General features: G+C 63.1%; 12 protein-coding genes. 5 read left to right on the top strand and 7 right to left on the bottom strand.

The genetic code is table 11. The features are described from left to right. Positions 1-139: 139 nt before the first annotated feature. The 5 genes from HDE75_RS07585 (at position 140) to HDE75_RS07565 (ending at position 7744) form a co-directional block, all read left to right on the top strand. The gene (locus tag HDE75_RS07585) at positions 140-2551 is read left to right on the top strand and encodes a catalase (RefSeq protein WP_183675457.1); all 2412 of its coding nucleotides are present in this window, start codon (positions 140-142) and stop codon (positions 2549-2551) included. Positions 2552-2593: 42 nt separating this feature from the next. Next, complete coding sequence (locus HDE75_RS07580; RefSeq protein ID WP_183675459.1) at positions 2594-4294, top strand: MFS transporter; 1701 nt, start codon at positions 2594-2596, stop codon at positions 4292-4294. Next, positions 4281-5492, top strand: coding sequence for an HlyD family secretion protein (locus HDE75_RS07575; RefSeq protein WP_183675461.1), 1212 nt, complete (start codon positions 4281-4283; stop codon positions 5490-5492). The genes HDE75_RS07580 and HDE75_RS07575 overlap by 14 nt, the downstream gene beginning before the upstream one ends. Next, on the top strand, positions 5489-6877 hold the full coding sequence (locus tag HDE75_RS07570; RefSeq protein WP_183675463.1) for an efflux transporter outer membrane subunit: 1389 nt from the start codon (positions 5489-5491) through the stop codon (positions 6875-6877). The genes HDE75_RS07575 and HDE75_RS07570 overlap by 4 nt, the downstream gene beginning before the upstream one ends. A 132-nt stretch (positions 6878-7009) precedes the next feature. Beyond that, the gene (locus HDE75_RS07565; protein ID WP_183675465.1) at positions 7010-7744 is read left to right on the top strand and encodes a hypothetical protein; all 735 of its coding nucleotides are present in this window, start codon (positions 7010-7012) and stop codon (positions 7742-7744) included. Positions 7745-7770: 26 nt separating this feature from the next. On the opposite strand, the gene HDE75_RS07560 is transcribed toward HDE75_RS07565, so the two are convergent. From HDE75_RS07560 to HDE75_RS07530, 7 genes are all read right to left on the bottom strand, one after another. Then, entirely contained in the window at positions 7771-8730 is a 960-nt protein-coding gene (locus tag HDE75_RS07560) for a hypothetical protein (protein ID WP_183675467.1), read from the bottom strand. Between the two features lie 120 nt (positions 8731-8850). Next, positions 8851-11961, bottom strand: a complete 3111-nt coding sequence (locus HDE75_RS07555) for an efflux RND transporter permease subunit (protein ID WP_183675470.1) — start codon at positions 11959-11961, stop codon at positions 8851-8853. 9 nt (positions 11962-11970) lie between these two features. After that, positions 11971-13107, bottom strand: a complete 1137-nt coding sequence (locus HDE75_RS07550; RefSeq protein WP_183675472.1) for an efflux RND transporter periplasmic adaptor subunit — start codon at positions 13105-13107, stop codon at positions 11971-11973. Between the two features lie 28 nt (positions 13108-13135). Then, positions 13136-14536, bottom strand: a complete 1401-nt coding sequence (locus HDE75_RS07545) for an efflux transporter outer membrane subunit (RefSeq protein ID WP_183675473.1) — start codon at positions 14534-14536, stop codon at positions 13136-13138. Beyond that, complete coding sequence (locus HDE75_RS07540) at positions 14533-15258, bottom strand: CerR family C-terminal domain-containing protein (RefSeq protein ID WP_183675475.1); 726 nt, start codon at positions 15256-15258, stop codon at positions 14533-14535. Before HDE75_RS07540 ends, HDE75_RS07545 begins: the two co-directional genes overlap by 4 nt. A 282-nt stretch (positions 15259-15540) precedes the next feature. Further along, positions 15541-16893 carry a hybrid sensor histidine kinase/response regulator gene (locus HDE75_RS07535; protein WP_183675477.1) on the bottom strand — a complete coding sequence of 451 codons (1353 nt, stop codon included), beginning with the start codon at positions 16891-16893 and terminating at the stop codon, positions 15541-15543. Positions 16894-17030: 137 nt separating this feature from the next. Continuing rightward, positions 17031-17768: a 2OG-Fe dioxygenase family protein gene (locus tag HDE75_RS07530; protein WP_183675479.1), complete on the bottom strand. Its 738-nt coding sequence runs from the start codon at positions 17766-17768 to the stop codon at positions 17031-17033. Between the last annotated feature and the right edge of the window lie 87 nt (positions 17769-17855).

Genomic DNA, 17855 nt, shown 5'->3' with positions numbered 1-17855 from the left:
AGATGATGGCAATTGTTGTTATTACGGGGGAATAGTTTTCCCTTCTCGTCATTATGTTGATCGCTGTGCGCTGACATCATCCTGAGCTATTGGTGTGCGGGCGTGCAGCCCTCTCTGCAAGAACACACCAGGAGATGTCATGGCTAGCAACAACAAAAAAACGCCGTCCACCGATGGCGCAGGCTCTGTATTGAGCACCCAGTCCGGTCCTTCCAGCACCGAACCACCAGGCAGTCTGGGCAGCAAGGGGGCGGACGCCAGCGGTTTGCTGCGCAAGGCAGCGGCTGGCCAAGCCTTGTCTGGCGCGATGGCCGACAACCCCAACCTGGCTGGCCAGTTTGGCGAGGCGGCGCACACGCCAGCCGAAGGCGTGCATGTCAGCGTGGGCGAAGCCTTGGCCACATCCAGCACGGCTGGAGAAAATATTGCATCGCCGAAAGTGGGCGAAGGCCAGCCAGCCCTGGGCCAGAATGCGCAAAACGCTGCGCTGGACCGTGCGCGTGCCGACGATAGCGGCTGCGTCCTGACCACCAACCAGGGCGTGCCGGTGGGCGACAACCAGAACTCGTTGAAGGCAGGGCTGCGCGGCCCCACCCTGATGGAAGATTTTATCTTGCGTGAAAAGCTCACGCATTTTGACCACGAGCGCATCCCCGAGCGCGTCGTGCATGCGCGCGGCTCTGCTGCCCACGGCTATTTTGAATGCTACAAGGAACAAGGCAAGCTGACGCGGGCCGCGCCATTTTCCAGGGCCGGCAAACGCACACCCGTGTTCGTGCGTTTTTCCACGGTGGCCGGCGAGCGCGGCTCCACCGACACGGCGCGCGATGTGCGCGGTTTTGCCGTGAAGTTTTATACGGATGAGGGCAACTGGGACTTGGTTGGCAATAACATTCCCGTTTTCTTTATCCAGGATGCGATGAAGTTCCCTGACCTGATCCATGCCGTCAAGCCCGAGCCCAACAATGGCATCCCGCAGGCAGCCAGCGCCCACGACACCTTCTGGGACTTCGCCTCGCTGTCGCCGGAAATCACGCATATGCTGCTGTGGGTGATGTCTGATAGGGCGATACCGCGCAGCTACCGCATGATGCAGGGTTTTGGCGTGCACACGTTCCGCCTGGTCAATGCCAAGGGCCAGTCCGTGTTCTGTAAATTCCACTGGTCGCCGATGGCCGGCACGCATTCGCTGGTGTGGGATGAAGCCGTCAAGCTCAGCGGCGCCGATTCCGATTTTCACCGGCGCGACCTGTGGGAAGCCATCGAGTGCGGCGAGTATCCCGAGTATGAGCTGGCGTTCCAGGTGTTTACGGAAGAGCAGGCTGAAGCATTTCCGTTCGATGTGCTCGATGCCACCAAGCTGATACCGGAAGAACTGGTGCCTTTGATACCCATCGGCAAGATGGTCTTGAACCGCAATCCCGACAATTTCTTTGCCGAAACGGAGCAGGTGGCCTTTTGCACGGCGCACATCATCCCCGGCATCGATTTTTCAAATGACCCGCTGCTGCAAGGGCGCATCCATTCCTATATCGATACGCAGATCACCCGCCTGGGCGGCGCCAACTTCCATGAAATCCCTATCAATGCGCCGCTGGCGCCCGTGCATAACAACCAGCGCGATGGCATCCACCGCCAGGCGATCAACCGGGGCCGGGTGGCGTATGACCCCAATTCGCTGGCGGGCGGCTGCCCCTTCCAGGCAGGCAGCAAGGGTTTTAACAGTTTCCCTGCGCCCAGCGAGGGCGACAAGGTGCGCGGCAAACCCGAGAAATTTGCCGAGCACTATGGCCAGGCGCGGCTGTTCTGGATCAGCCAGACGGCTACCGAGCAAGACCATATCGTGCATGCGTTCCGCTTCGAGCTGAGCAAGGTGCAGACGGTCGCCATCCGCCTGCGCATGCTGGCCGGCTTGCGCAACGTGAATGAAACCCTGGCGCAAAGGGTGGCCGATGGCTTGGGCCTGGCCTTGCCGCCAGCGTTGCCTACGGCGACTACGACTCCTGTGCCCAGCTATCCGCCATCGCCAGAGCTGTCGCTCACTTTCCGTCCCGGCAAAACGGGCATCCATACCTTGCGCGTGGCTATCCTGGTAGGGCCCGGCAGCGATGGCGGGCAGGTGCGCAGCATCTACGCGTCCTTGCTGGCCGATGGCGCCGTGCCGCGCCTGGTCGGCAGCCACCTGGGCAAGGTCGATACGAGTGGCGGCGCGCCGCTGGTCGTGGAAGTGTCGCTCGAGACGGGGCCGTCCGTACTATTTGACGCCGTGGTGACACCCGATGGCGCGGGCGCGCAGCATTTGGCCAGCGACGCCAACGCACTCGACTTCGTGCGCCTGCAGTACCGCCACTGCAAGCCCATGCTGGTGATAGCTGCAGGTAAGGGTTTGCTGGACCACGCCGGCGTGCCCGTGACCCTGCCTGACGGCAAGCCAGATCCATCGATCATCGTCGCGCCATCGGGCGAGGTGGTGAAGGCTGTGGCCGCTTTCAAGAAGGCGTTGGCCGCACGCAGGGACTTTGCACGCGAGACGGATCCGCCGCGAGTGTGAATTTTAAGCAGTGCAAACGGCCTGCAGTGATATGCTTGCCGTATGGATAAGGATGCCTATACCCCCAGGAACTGGGCGCCCGGTGAGCGCCCCAGTTTACCCGGTTCCCCATCGACGCCCGAACACACGACGCCGAAACGCGTCGCGTACTTTGTCGTCGGCCTGATCGTCGCGCTGACGGGCGGCCTGGGGAATGGCCTGGTGACGGCCAATATCCTGAACCTGCAAGGTTCGCTGGGCGCGTATGCGGCCGAGATGCAATGGCTGCCAGCCGCCTACGTGATGACCATCGTGTCCATGAATCTGCTGCTGGTGAAGTTTCGCCAGCAGTTCGGCTTGCGCCTGTTTACCGAGATTTTCCTGGTGCTGTATGCGCTCGTGACGTTTGCCCACCTGTATGCGAACAGCCTGTCGTCAGCCATCGCCGTGCGCGCTGCGCATGGCATGGTGGGCGGCGCATTGGGCGTGCTGGGCCTGTATTACACCTTGCAGGCGTTTCCTGCGCGGCACCGCTTGAAGGGCGTGGTGCTGGGCCTGGGTTTTGCCCAGCTGGCGCTGCCGCTGGCGCGCGTATTTACGTCCGAGCTATTGCAGATCGGCGAGTGGCACGGCTTGTATCTGTTCGAGCTGGGCCTGACCTTGGTGGCGCTCGGTTGCGTGCTGGCCTTGAAGCTGCCGCCCGGCGACCGGGTGCAATCGTTCGAGCCGCTCGACTTCCTCACCTTTATTTTGTTCGCCCCCGGCGTGGCACTGCTGTGCGCGGTGCTGGCGCAGGGCCGCACGGCCTGGTGGCTGGAGGCGCGCTGGGTCGGTATTTGCCTGGCGTGTTCTATCGTGCTGATCGTCGCCGCGCTGGCGATCGAGCATAACCGCGCGCGCCCGCTGCTCAACACGCGCTGGCTCACCACCGGCAAGATCGCCAAGCTGTTTTTGTCGGTGCTGCTGTTTCGCATCGTGCTGTCCGAATCGACGGGCGCCGTGGGTTTTCTGCAGGCGCTGAACCTGAACACAGACCAGATGCAAAACCTGTTCATCGTCGTGCTGTGCGGCAGCGTGGCGGGACTGCTGCTGAGCGCCATCACGATCAACCCGGCGACCTTGAACCGATCGCTGATGTTCGCGCTGGCGCTGATCGCCATCGGCGCGCTGATCGACGCGCACGCCACCAGCCAGACGCGGCCCGCCAATATGTACATCAGCCAGTTCCTGCTGGCGTTTGGCGGCACGTATTTCATCGGTCCCACCATGGTGGCGGGCATGGGTGCGGTGATCGCCGAGCCGCGCAACCTGGTCAGCTTTTCCGTGATGTTTACCATGACGCAGAATATGGGCGGCCTGGTGGGCACGGCCATCGTCGGCACCATCCAGACGGCGCGCGAAAAATACCATTCCAGCTACCTGGTCGAACACCTGACCATGTTAGATCCGCAAGTGGCTACGCGCGTGCAGTCGGGCGCGGCTGCGTATGGCAGCGTGCTGGCCGATCCGGCCTTGCGCAGTGCGCAGGGCGTGGCGCGGCTGGGCGCCGCCGCCACGCGCGAAGCCAATGTGCTGGCCTATAACGACGTTTTTTTGATGATCGCCGGCGTCGCCATCGCGACCCTGCTATGGCTGCTGGTCAGCCAGTTCTGGACCAGCATCACCATCGGCGCGCGGCGCCTGGTGGGTCCTGTGCATGATGCGCAAAGCGCGATGGCCATCGTCCCCATTACCAATTCGGAACCGAGCAATGACAGAAGATAACAAGACCCCGCCAGCTGCGACGAATCCCGTCCCCTCCGCGGCTGCACCCGCTGTTGCACCCTTGACGCCGCCGCAGCCAGACCGCCGCCACCAGTGGCTGTCCGCGATCGCCTTTGCCTCGGTGGCGCTGGTAGGCGTGCTGATCGTGCTGTATGCATGGCGGCTACCGCCCTTCACCAGCCCCATCGTCACCACAGAAAACGCCACCGTGCGGGGGCAGGTGACGATTATCGGCACGCAGTTGTCCGGTTATGTGACAGAGGTACTGGTGCAGGATTTCCAGGATGTGAAGGCGGGCCAGCTGCTGGTGCGCATCGATGACCGCACGTATCAGCAGCGCTATGAACAGGCGCAGGCACAGCTGGCGGCGCAGCAGGCGGCCTTGTCGAACTGGGCGCAGCAGCGGGCCAGTTCCGAAGCGGGCATTGCCGTCAACCAGGCGGCGCTGGCCAATGCGGAAGCGCAGGCGCGCAAGTCCAGCACCGACTTGAAACGCGTGGAGCAACTGGTGGCCGATGGCTCGCTGTCGCAGCGCGAACACGACCAGTCGCGCGCCACGCAGGCGCAGATGGCGGCGTCGCTGGCGCAGGCCAAGGCCAACCTCGATATCGCGCAGCAGAATGTGCGGACGGTGGTGGTCAACCGCCAGGCTTTGGAAGCGGCCGTCGCCAACGCACAAGCAGCCGTGAAAGCGGCCAAGATCGACCTCGATAACACGCGTATCGTGGCGCCCTACGATGGCCAGCTGGGCCAGGTGACGGTGCGCGAGGGAGCGTTTGTGAACTCCGGTGCACAGCTGATGGCGCTGGTGCCGCGCCAGATGTGGGTGATCGCCAATTTCAAGGAAACGCAGATGAATGGTGTGCAGGAAGGGCAGAGCGCGACCTTCCATGTCGACGCCTTGAACGGCGCCGTGCTGACGGGCCAGGTGGAGCGCATCTCGCCAGCCACGGGCTCGGAATTTTCCGTGCTGCCGCCCGATAATGCGACCGGCAATTACCTGAAGATCGCCCAACGCATTCCCGTGCGCATTCGCATCGATGCGGGCCAGGCGAATGCGCGCCGGCTGGTGCCAGGCATGTCGGTGGTGGTCAGCGTCGATACGTCGGCCATGTTGAACGATTCGGGGACCAACCCCGCACCTGAGCCAAAAGCGCCGCCAGCGCCGAAAAAATCGCCCGCCAAGGCGGCGCCATGATGCGCCGCCAAATGCTCGTCGCTGGCGCGCTGGTGCTGGCAGGCTGCGCTGCCAAGGCGCCGCCGCAGCCTGCATCAACCCTGCAACTACCTTCCGGCTGGCGCGCACAGGCTGATGGCGCGCCAGCGGGAGCAGCGCAGGTCGAGCAACTGTGGTGGCAAGCGTTTGGCGACCCGGTATTGAGCGAGCTGGTGGCAACCGCGCTGGTCCACAATGGCGATTTGCGCGTGGCCCGCGCCCGGGTGCAGGAATTTCGCGCGCGCCTGGCACAGGCCAACGCCAACCGCTCGCCGAATGTTGGATATGATAGTTCGGCCACCCGCACGCGCACCCTGGACTACACGGGCGCGCCCTACATGACGAATGTCTTCCAGGCCGAACTGCAGGCCAGCTATGAAATCGATGTGTGGGGCAGGGATGACAAGCTGCGCGAGGCGGCTGGCGAAAGTTACCGCGCCGAGCAGGCCAGCCTGGATGCCGCCGCCTTGTCGATCGCCGCCAGCGTGGCCACGGCCTACCTGAATTTGCGCGGTCTCGATGCGCAGCTGGCGCTGACGCAATCGACCTTGCAACTGCGTGTACAGTCGCGCGAACTGGCCAGAAAACAGTATGAAGTGGGCTACAGCTCGCAGCTGGAATGGCTGCAGGCGCAGTCCGAATATCATGCGGCGGCCGAACAGGTGCCGCAGTTGCAGCGGCAAATCTTTGAACAGGAAAATGCGCTGGCGCTGCTCGTCGGCGGCAATCCCGGGACGGTCGCACGGGGCCGTGAACTGGCCAGCCTGACGCCGCCGCCCGTACCGGCCGGGCTACCGTCCGAACTGCTGCGCCGGCGCCCCGATATCGCGCGCGCCGAGCATAACCTGGCCGCGTCGAACGCCAGCCTGGCGGCCACGCGCGACCAGTTGCTGCCCTCGTTCAAGCTGAGCGCCGCTGGCGGCGGCCAGACGACGACCTTGCATGACTTCGTGCATGCGCCCATCGCCCTGTGGAACTTGACGGCGCTGGTGTCTGGCCCCCTGTTCGATGGCGGGCGGGTGCAAGCCCAGACCGATGCGGTTGGCGCGCAGCGCGACCAGCTGGCCTATACTTATGAAAACGTGGTGAGGAATGCATTTGCCGAGACCGAAAACAGCCTGGGCGCCATCCACCGCCTGCAGCAGCAGGCGGTGGAAAATGCCGCGCGCCGCGCCACGGCGTTTGATACCCTGCGCATTGCGCACAACCGTTACCGCAACGGCTACGCTTCCTACCTGGAAGAACTCGACGCCCAGCGTACCTTGTACAGCGCCGACGTGGGCTTGCTGCAATTGAAGACGCGCATCCTGGTCGCCTCGGTCGACCTGTACCGCGCCATGGGTGGTGGCTGGGCGGCCCAACCTTAGCCTTTGGGTCCTTGCTTAAGCCATTGCTCAGCACTTGCTGCGGGGGGCGGTGTAATATGCTGTCCTAAAGGGCAACTGGTCGCATTGTTGATAAAATAACCCACATTTAATTACCAGGAACGAGGCTGTAGCATGACGATTTTTGGCATAGGCATTCACATTCTGATCGCGATATTTTTTGCGATCCATGTGGTGCGCAACGGGCAGCAACTGTATTGGCTGCTGATCCTGTTCATGTTCCCGCTGCTGGGCAGCGTGGTGTATTTTGTGGCGATTTATCTGCCGTCATCGGGCTTGCAGCGCGGCGCGCGCAAGGCCGTGTCGGTGGCTGCGAAGACGCTGGACCCTGGCCGCGAATTGCGCGATGCGCGCGCCGCCTTCGAGTACACGCCGACGGCGCAAAACCAGATGCGCCTGGCCAGTGCCTTGCTGGAAACCGGTTCGTCCGAAGAAGCGGCCGGCATCTATGAAACCTGCTTGCAAGGGGTGTTTTCGTCGGACCTGGAAATCCGCTACAGCGCTGCGCGCGCCTGGCTGGAATGCGGCAATGGCGCCAAGGCGCTGCCGCACCTGGAATTCATCCGCAACAAGGATTTGCATTTCCGCCCCGAGCAAGTGGCTATCCTGACGGCGCGCGCGCTGGCCGGCACGGGCCGCAACAGCGAGGCCAAGGCTGCATTCGATGAGGCGCTGAGGCGTTTCGGCAGTTTTGAATGCCGTGCCGAATATGCGATATGGGCGGCCAGCAATGGTGAGCGTGAACTGGCAGCGCAACTGCGCGTGGAGCTGGACCAGGCCATGCAGCGCTGGAGCCGCCACACGCGCGAGATGTATCAGCCCCTGCTGCGCCGCCTGGGTTCGGCCTGAAACCGGTCTGACGCCGGCTCTGATACTTACACGCCGGGAACGGGGTTACGTCCTTCGGCCAGCTTGTAGGTCTTGCCGTCAAACACGTAGCGCGCCTGGGCGGTGATGGGCGTGGAGGTGCGCGGCGGATCCTGGTCCGGTTTGACCTTGACGCCGGCCTTGATTTTTTCCTTGAAACCGCTGAAGTCGATCAGCAAGTCATCGTGGTCGCCACCACCTTGGGCGGTGGCAAAGCGCCAGTTGCCGCTGACGTCCCAGCATTCATCCATCTCTTCCGTGCAGGCGCCCATATTATCGGAGTGCAGGTCGATGCCGTGGCTCAGCAAGGTCACCTCGCCATCGCCCACCTCGAACAGGGCCAGCTGGCTGATTGTGTAGCCCTGGCCCGTGTAGCCGTGACGGATCGCCAGCCCCAGTTTATCTTGTCCCAAACGCGTCCATTGCACGTCGCCCAGCTGGCCCGATGAACCCAGCGCCGCGATGTTTTCCACGCGCTTGCTCACCTTCCATTTTCCTGCGCCCGATTGCGTGAGGAAAAATACATTCAACAAGCCTTGCGTGACGTGCGCCGATTCGGCCGTACCTTCCGTATTCGCCGTTTCCGCATTCGCCACCAGCACGGCGCGGCCATTGCCCAGCAGTTTGGAGGCGACGGCGCTGACCACGTAACTAAGTTTGTCGAGGTGCTGGTCTGGGTCGCTCAGGTCGGCCAGTGCATCGTCGCTGTCGGCGCGGTAGTCCTTGCCGAACACGGCGCGCATCAGTTCTGCTTCGCGCGCGCGGTCATTTTCGGATTTCGGAACATCGGCTTTATCATCAGTGGACACTGAGGCCGGCGCGGGTGCAGTTTCGGCGGCTGGCGCCGGTGCAAGCGTATCGGCGGCGACATCGGCTGGGGTGGAAGCGGCCGTGGCGGCGGTTTTATCCGAGCAGGCGACTAGCATGGCGCAGGCCAGCAGCACGGCTAGCGGAGTGCGGTAATTCATAGGCAGGGCAGGGTGCGTTCATTAAGAATGCGCGCAGTATGCCAGATAGCGGCCAGCGATGTGGCATGGTGGACGATCTGCTCCATCGCTGGCTTGCCCTGGCAGGGCTTTTTTTTTAAATCAGCCTTGCTCCTGCTTTTTCAACTGTACGGGCGTCTTGTGGTGGCGCAGTTTTGCCGCCAGGCCTTGCAGCCAGTGCTCCAGGTCGTCGACATAGGTGAACACGGCCGGCACCACCAGCAGGCTTAATAATGTCGAGGTGATCAGGCCGCCGATGACGGTGATCGCCATCGGCGAGCGGAAGCTCGGGTCGGCGCCCCAGCCCAGCGCCAGCGGCATCATGCCGGCGCCCATGGCGATGGTGGTCATCAGGATGGGCCGGCTGCGCTTGTGGCAGGCGTCAACCAGCGCGTCGAAACGGTTCATGCCCGCTTCACGTGCCAATATCGCATAGTCGACCAGCAGGATCGAGTTCTTGGTGACGATCCCCATCAGCATGATCAGGCCTATCATCGACGGCATCGACAGGATGCTGTGCGTGAGCAGTAGCGCCACGAAGGCGCCGCCGATCGACAGCGGCAGCGCCGCCAGGATCGTCATCGGCTGCATGAAGTCCTTGAACAGCAGCACCAGCACGCAGTAGATGCACAGCACGCCGATCAGCATGGCCGTGCCGAAGCTGGCAAACAGCGAGGCCATTTCCTGTGCGTCGCCCAGTTCCGCGATCTTTACGGACGGCGGCAAATTCTTCATCGATGGCAGGGCGCGCGCTTCCGTGTTCAATTCACCTAGGGTGCGTGTACCGAGTTCCACGTTCAGGGTCACATTGCGGCTGCGGTTCAGGCGGTCGATCTGGGCCGGGCCGCTTTCCATGGTGACGCTCGCCACGTTGGCCAGGCGCACCGGGCCATTCTTGCCCGGCACGGTCAGCCGTTCAATGGCGGCCAGGTCGGCCCGCACGCTGTTGGGCAGCTTGACGCGGATCGGTACCTGGCGTTCCGGCAGGTTCATCTTCGTCATGTCCGTATCGTAGTCGCCAGCGGTGGCCACGCGCACCGTTTCGCCGATGGACGCCGCCGTCACCCCAAGGTCGGCAGCCTTGGCGAAGTCGGGACGCACGATGATTTCCGGACGTACCAGCGAGGCGCTGGAATTGACGTTGCCGATGCCTTTCAGGCTGTGCAGTTCGCGCTCGACTTTTTGCGCCGCCGCCAGCAGTGCGGCCGGGTCTTCTGAACGCAGCACCAGCTGCATCTTGACGCCCGTGTCGGGCGGCCCCACCGTGAAGCGGGCGCCGGGAATATTATCGAGCTTGCGGCGCAGCTGCGCTTCCAGCTGGGCCATCGATTCCTTGCGCTTGGTGCGGTGCACGGTGGTCAAGGTCAGCACGGCGCGGCGCGCCTCGGCGGAGGCACCGGGCGCAAAGGCATTGCCGCTGGAACCGCCACCGACAGAGCTGAATACGTCGGTGATGCCGTGGACCTGCATGGCGGCATCGCGCGCCTGCACCGCCACGGCCTGGGTTTCGGCCAGGGTGGAGCCGGGCGGCAGTTCCAGGTTGATCTGCGTTTGTGCCCGGTCGGCGGCCGGCACGAAACCCGTTTGCAGCAGATGCACGAGCGCGATGGAGCCGGCAAAGAACAGGGCCGAGGCGATGGCCGTGATGCCCCGGTTGCGCAGACACCATTGCATCACCGTCAGGTAGCGCGTCATCAGCCAGCTATCCTGCTCTTCCTTGTGCACGGAGGGCTTCAGGATGTAGGCCGCCATCATCGGTGTCAGCAGCCGCGCCACCAGCAAGGACGCCAGTACGGCCAGCACGGCGGTCCAGCCGAACTGCTTGAAGAACAGGCCGGGGATGCCGCTCATGAAGGCGGTCGGCAGGAACACGGCCACCAGCGCAAAGGTAGTGGCGATCACCGCCATGCCGATTTCGTCGGCCGCTTCCATGGCCGCTTCCATCGGCGTCTTGCCCATGCGCAGATGGCGCGAGATATTCTCGATTTCCACGATGGCGTCATCGACCAGCACGCCCACCACCAGCGCCAGCGACAGCAAGGTCACGGTGTTGAGTGTATAGCCGAACCAGTAAATGCCCAAAAAGGCTGGCATCACGGACAGCGGCAGTGCGGCGGCTGCCACCAGCGTGGCGCGCCAGTCGCGCAAGAACCACCACACCACCAGCACGGCCAGCAGTGCGCCTTCATACAGCAGTTCCATCGAACCATCGAAATTTTCTTCGACGGGAACGGCATTGTCGATCGCCTGTTCCAGCACGATGTTCTGGTTTTCCTTTTGCAGCTGGGCGATGGCGGCGCGCGCGCCTTTGGCTACCGCGACATCGCTGGCGCCCTTGGTGCGGAACACGTCAAAGGCGACCACGGTCTTGCCATTCTGTTCGGCCAGCGCACGTGGTTCGGCGATCGTGTCGCGCACCGTGGCCACCTGGTCGAGGCGCACATGGCGGCCGTCCGGCAGCGGCAAGTCGATGCGCGACAGTTCATCGGCCGTCTGCACGGTGGCGATGGTGCGTACCGACTGCTCGGCGCCGCTGACATCGCCGCGCCCGCCCGGTGCTTCGCGCTGCACCAGCCGCAACTGGCGCGACACGTCCAGCGCCGACACTTTCAAGGCCGCCATGCGTTCTTCATTGAGTTCCACCTGGATCTCGCGGTAGACGCCGCCCACGCGGTTGACGGCGCCCACGCCGGGCACTGCCAGCAGGCGCTTGGATACTGTATTGTCGACGAACCAGGACAGGTCGGTGGCGTCGAGCGGATTGCTGGCGCCATCCCTGGGCCTGGCGATAAAGGTCAGCACCACGCGGCCTGCCGTGGTGGCCTTGGTGACGGTGGGGTCGCGCAGTTCGGCCGGCATGTCGGCCTTGACCCTGGCCACCGCATCGCGCACGTCATTGACGGCTTCGGGAATCTGCTTTTCCAGGATGAATTCGACGGTCACCGTGACCGTGCCATCGAGCACCTTGGTATAGATGTTCTTCACGCCTTGCAAGGTGGCGACGGAGTCCTCGATCTTGCGCGCCACTTCCGTTTCCAGCTGGGCCGGCGCGGCGCCGGGCAGCACCGCATTGACGGTGACGATGGGCAGTTCGATATCGGGGAAATCCTGCACCGGATTGGCCTTGTAGGCCAGCATCCCGGCCAGGCTCAGCAGTGCAAACAGCATGATGGCCGGTATCGGATTCTTGATCGACAGGGAGGAAAAATTCATGGCCTCTCCTTATCTTTTGGCGCTTGCGGCTGGAGGTGGAACATTGCGTACCAGGTCGCCGTCGTTGAGGAAACCGGCGCCGTTGACGACGATGGTGGTGCCTGCCGTGATGCCGGACAGGATTTCGATGCTGTCCGCCAGGCGGCGGCCCGGCTCTACCTTGATCTGGCTGACGCGCTGGTCGGGGTTCAGGCGGAACACATAGCTGAAGCCGTCGCGTATGGCGATCGCCTGCTGGGGCACGGTCAGCGCGTTCGACGCGCCCAGCTCAAAAGCGCCGCTGGCATACATGCCGGCCTTGAATGGCGCGTTGCCGCCGGTCGATGGCGGCAGGTCTACGTAGACGAGGGCTGAGCGGGTTTGCGGATCGACGGTAGGAGCGATCATGCGCACCTTGCCCGTCAGGACGCTGCCATTGGCGGCCGTCACTTCGGCCAGGGTCCCCGGTGTTAACTTCAGCAGTTCTGTGGCCGTGACTTCGGCACGCCATTCCAGGCGGCCCTGGCGTATCATGCGGAACAATTCCGTACCGGCGCCGACCACCGAGCCGACGGTGGCCGAACGCGACGAGATAATACCGCTATCAGGCGCCACCACCTGCGTGTATTTCAGGCGCAGCTCTTGCGTCGCCAGCTGCGCCTTGCTTGATGCAATGCGCGCATTGGCCGTCTGCTCGGCCGTCAAGTATTGCGTGATCTGCTGTGCGCTGATGGCGCCCGTGGTTTGCAGCGAGCGGGCGCGCTGTGCATTGGCGGCTGCTTCAGCGGCATTCGCCTGCGCTTCCTGCACGGCTGCCTTCGCTTGCGCCAGGTCGGCATTGACGGTGTCATTCGAGAATACGGCCAGCACCTGGCCGGCGCGCACCACATCGCCCACATTGACGCGCACTTCCGTCAGGCGCAAGCCGTTCGATTCGCTGCCGATGACGGCTTCCTGCCAGGCGGCCACGTTGCCGTTGGCGCTCAGTTTGATAGGCAGGCTGGCAGGCTGCGGTTTGGCCGAGGTGACGGTCAGTGCCGGTTTTTGCGCGCTATCCTTGCTATCGCCCGCCCTGGATGCTGGCTTGTAGAGGGTAATGCCAGCACCGGCCACCAGGACCAGGGCGGCGAGGACGATGGCGATCGGTTTCAATGTCAGTTTTTTCATATTGTTTGCCTTGGTTTTTTACGGTCGCTCAGGGCGTAGCGGCGGTGGCCAAGCTGCTGTTCCAGCCACCGCCGGCGGCGCGGTACAGGGCTACCCAGGCGGTGCTGCGGTCGCGCTCCAGGGTGACGACCGTGTTTTCGGCGGCCAGGCGCGTGCGGCGCGCATCTTCCAGTTCGATCAGGCTGGCCAGGCCGTTCTTGTAGCGGTCTTCTGTCGCCACGAACGACAAGCGATACCCTTCCAGTGCCGTTTGTGCATGGCTGCTGCGTTCTTCCGTGCTGCGCAGGTTGAGCAGCGCTTCCTCGACCTCGCGCACGGCCTGGCGCACATCGGCGCGATAGGTCAGTACTGCTTCGTCATAGCGCGCGGCTGCCGCGTCGACCTGAGCCCGGCGGCGACCGCCGTCAAAGATCGGCAAGCTGACGGCCAGCGGGCCGATGCTCCAGGTGCTGGCTGTGATGCTGGCGCCGCTGGTGCGGAAATTGCCGGTGCCGATGGAACCCGTCAGGCTCAGTTGCGGATAGCGCTGGGCTTGGGCGCCACCCACTTCAAAGCTGGCGGCCGCTACACTGCGTTCGGCGTTGAAAATATCGGGCCGCTGGCGCAGCGTTTGCGCGGGCAGGGCGGCAATCCGGACGGGGGCGGGCGCTACCAGCGGCGAGGCTGCCAGTTTTTGGCGCAGCGTGTCTTCGGGCATGGCCGACAAGGCTACCAGGGCCTGGATGGCGACATCGCAACTGGTGCGCTGGTCGATGGCGCGGCTGGCGCCTTCGGCAGCGCTGGCGCGGGCCAGGGCGGCATTGGCAGGTGCTTCGAAACCGGCCCTGGCGCTCAACTCTGTCAGGCGAGCGGAATCCGCGCGCGAGGCTGCATCCTGTTCGGCGACGGCTTGCAATTTCTGGCAGGCGCGCAGCGCGTAATACTGCTTGGCCACTTCGGCGGCGACCGAGACGCGCGCGTCGTGCCACATCGCTTGCGCGCCTTCATAGCGTGCCTGGGCCGCGTCGCGTGCCGCCCGTTTGGCGCCGAAAACGTCGATTTCCCAGGTAGCCTGCAATGCCAGTTGCGAGGTGGTACCGGCGGGTTGCAGTGATTGCTGGCTGGTGCGCACTACGCTGCCGTTGGCGTCCAGCGTGGGCGCCAGTGCGGCGCCGCTGGCGATGCGGTCGGCGCGCGATTGCACGATGCGCGTGCGCGCGGTGGCGATATCCGGGCTGGCTTGCTGTGCGTCGGTGATCAGTTCTACCAGCAGGCTGTCGCCCTGGCGCTGCCACCAGTTGGCCAGGTCGGCCAGGTTGCCATTGTGCGGCAGCGGCGTATGCCATTGCGGCGGCGCGGCAGCCATCACCGCAGCTGGCGGCCCTTGCAGGGCGCAGCCGCCCAGTGCCAGCAGCATGCTGGCAGCCAGCGTGCCCTTGATCCTGTTCATGCTTGTCCTCTTGCAGTATCGGTGGAGTCGTTTGATGGGACGGGATGCAGGCGTTGCCGTTCCACTTCGGCCATCGCCAGCGCATAGTCGACCATGCGTGCCAGCCAGAGCTCGACGGCCTGTGGCGTTTCCAGCAAGTGCGGCTGCAGCGCGCGCAGCACGTCGCCGGCGATCATCTGCTGCAGCGCCATCGCGGCGATGGAAAAGGCTAGCCGGTGCATATCGTCGCTGTCGCCCGGCGCGCACAGATGGCGCGCCAGTACGCGGGTCAGTGCTTCGTGTTCGGGACGGATATTCTGCTCGAACTCACGCGCCCACAAGCCGGTCGGCTCCAGCACTTCGCGGAACCACAGGCGCAGGCAGTCGCGCACCAGACCGCTTTGCAACATGGGTGCCAGCAGCTGCGCATAAAAGCCTTCCAGGCTTTGGCGCAAGGTGAAATGGGGCTGGTCGTAGCGGGCGATCTTGACTTGCGGATCAACCGCGTACTGGGCGAAAACAGCGCGGTACAGGCCAGCCTTGTCGCCAAAATAGTAGCTGATGGCAGCTACATTGGTGCCGGCTGCCTGTGCCAGTTCGCGTGTGGAGGTATTGGCGTAACCCTGTTCGGCAAACAGGCGTATGGCGCTATGCAGCAAACGCTCGCGCGACTGCTCGCCGTCGGAACGGGGCTTGCGCCCATCGTCTGCGTGTGGCGTGTTGGAAAGGTTTTTTTCAATCATGGCTGAGATTTAAGCATATATCTCAAACGATTGATATAACTAAATCGAACGTTTTAGTTATTTGAAAATGGCTGGTCTTTTTCACGCAGTTAGGCTGCGCCGCAGCAACAGGCAAAAAAAAGCCCGCGGCTGGTAAGGGCGCGGGCTGAATCCAATGTTCGAGGAACGAATTGGAGGAGACAGTGACACTATATCTCCAAAAATGGTGCAGTGCAATACGGTAAAACTACGGTGACGATTTGGCTAAAATAGCAAAAAAATCACCTTGTTCTCTGAGTAATCTCAGGGCTTGCCGGGCAGGGCCAGGGTAAACGTGCTGCCGGAGCCATAGTCGCTATGGAACTGCAGGGTACCGCCGATGGCGCTGGCCAGGTTCTGGCACAAATACAGGCCCAGCCCCGCGCCTTCCACGTGGCGGGTGGAGGTGGAGTCCAGCTGCGAGAAGGCCTGGAACAGTTTGGCCTGGTCTTCTTCCTTGATGCCGGCGCCGCTGTCGGCGATGCTCATTTCCGTGACGTGACTGCCGTCTTCCTCGCGCTGGGCCAGGCTGATGCGCACGCTGCCCTGTTCCGTGAACTTGATGGCGTTATTGAGCAGGTTGATCAGGATTTGCGTCAGCGCGCGGCGGTCCGTGTTGATCACGATGGGCTGTTCGCCCACGTCCACTTCCAGCGCCAGGCCCTTTTGCTGGGCCAGCGGGCGCAAGGTTTCCGCCACCTCGGTGATCAATTCCTGGCAGGTGACGGCTTCGATCGACAGTGTCAGCTTGCCTGCCTCGATCTTGGCCACGTCCAGAATGTCGTTGATCAGCGAGAGCAGATGGCGCGCGCTGGCGCGGATGGTGTTGAGCTGCTTGTCCTGGTCCGAGGTCAATGGGCCTGGCAGTTTCATCAGCAGCGCGCCCGTGAAGCCGATGATGGCGTTCAGCGGCGTGCGCAGCTCGTGCGACATATTGGCGATAAAGGCCGATTTCATGCGGCTCGCTTCGGCCAGCTCCAGGTTTTTCAGGGCGATTTCGCGGTTGGTGGTTTCCAGTTCGGCCGCGTGGTGCGCCAGACGCATATTGAGCTCGATGACTTGCCGTTCGCGCGCCTGCAATTCGCCATTGACCTGCACCGCCTGCTCATAGGTGGAGATCAGCAGGTCGAGGATTTGCTGGCGCTCCGCATTGATGAAGTGCTTCTGGTCGCCCAGGTAGAGCGCGATGCCGATTTCGACATTCTGGTTCTTGCGCAGCTTCTGGTTCATCAGCATGTGACTGATGCGGTTGAGCAGATAGTCTTCCGCGTACGGCTTGCGGATGAAATTGTCTGCGCCGCACTCGATACCGCGGATGATGTCTTTCGGGTCGTTGAGCGAAGTGACCAGGATGACGGGAATATCGCGCAGGGTAGGGTCGGACTTGATGGCGCGGCACAGCTCATAGCCGTTCATTTCCGGCATGACAATATCGGACAGCACCAGGTGCGGCTTGCGCTCGCGGATGGCGGCCAGGGCCAGCTGGCCATTGGCCGCCACGCGGGCGTTGTAGTGCAGGGACTGGATCAGGCGGCGCAAACGCTCCGCCTGGGTCGGACTATCCTCGACGATCAGGATCTCGATTTCGTCGGGTTTGATTTGGTTATTGGAGTCCACAGACCTCTCCTAGAATTCAGTGTAATGATGCTGGCGCGCGGCGCGCGCGCAAGATCGTCATCCTGAGACTATATCGGATTTAAGTCAGTAAAAGTAACATCCAAGTAACTTTTTTGCATGCCCCGCATGTGGGACGTTTACTGATTTTCGCCCTGGAATTGTCCCGCCCGGTACGTAATCACCAGCGTATCGCGGTGCCCCTCCGGGCCAATGGGCTGGATAGGCGTCGATTCGTGGATCACGGTGGCGTCATCGAGCAGCAGCAGCGACCATGGTTCGGTCAGGGTAAAGCGCTTGCCATTCGGACCATCGGCTTCGAAGATGCGCGTTTCGCCGCCCTTGATATTGGCGCGGCCTATCAGCAGCACGGCGACAAAATCGACACCGTCGCGGTGTGCGCCTTCCGGTGTCGGGCGGCCGATGCCGTCCGTGGTGTCGATGCGGAACTGGTGCGCCTCGATGAACCACGGCTGGCTGCCGCGCACTTCGGAACAGGTGTTGCCCAGTGCGCGTATCAGCTGCTGCCACGCTGCTTGCGCCGCGATGGCTGGCTCTACCGGTTCGAACAAGCGGTGCATGCCGCCGTGCAGGGCGTTGTATTCCACCGGCTGCCAGTGCGGGCGGTGCGCCGTCTGTGTCAGCTTGCCACCATCCTGCACGAAGCACGAGTGGCGGCGGCGGCGGTAACGGCCGCCATCCTTGAGGTAATTGTCAAGTGCCAGGGTATTCCAGCTCGATTCGAGCGCGCGCAGCGCGGCTAGCGGGCAGCCGGCCAGCGCCGCCACGTCCTGCGGGCGCAGCACGGCATAACCGTCATCGCGCAAGGCGTCCTTCAGGCGGGACGGGTCGGTAAAGATCGGGGCGGAAGTGCTCATGTCGGTGCCGGCCGTAAGGCGGCCGCTATCAAGTTGGTCCAGCCTGGCATTCTACGACTTGCGGACGTTTCCTGTGCGGCGCCGATG

The organism is Janthinobacterium silvisoli, assembly GCF_014200725.1.
Classification (GTDB): Bacteria; Pseudomonadota; Gammaproteobacteria; order Burkholderiales; family Burkholderiaceae_D; genus Janthinobacterium.
The sequence above is the reverse complement of the archived record's forward strand: the minus strand, read 5'-3'. Positions and strand labels throughout refer to the sequence as shown.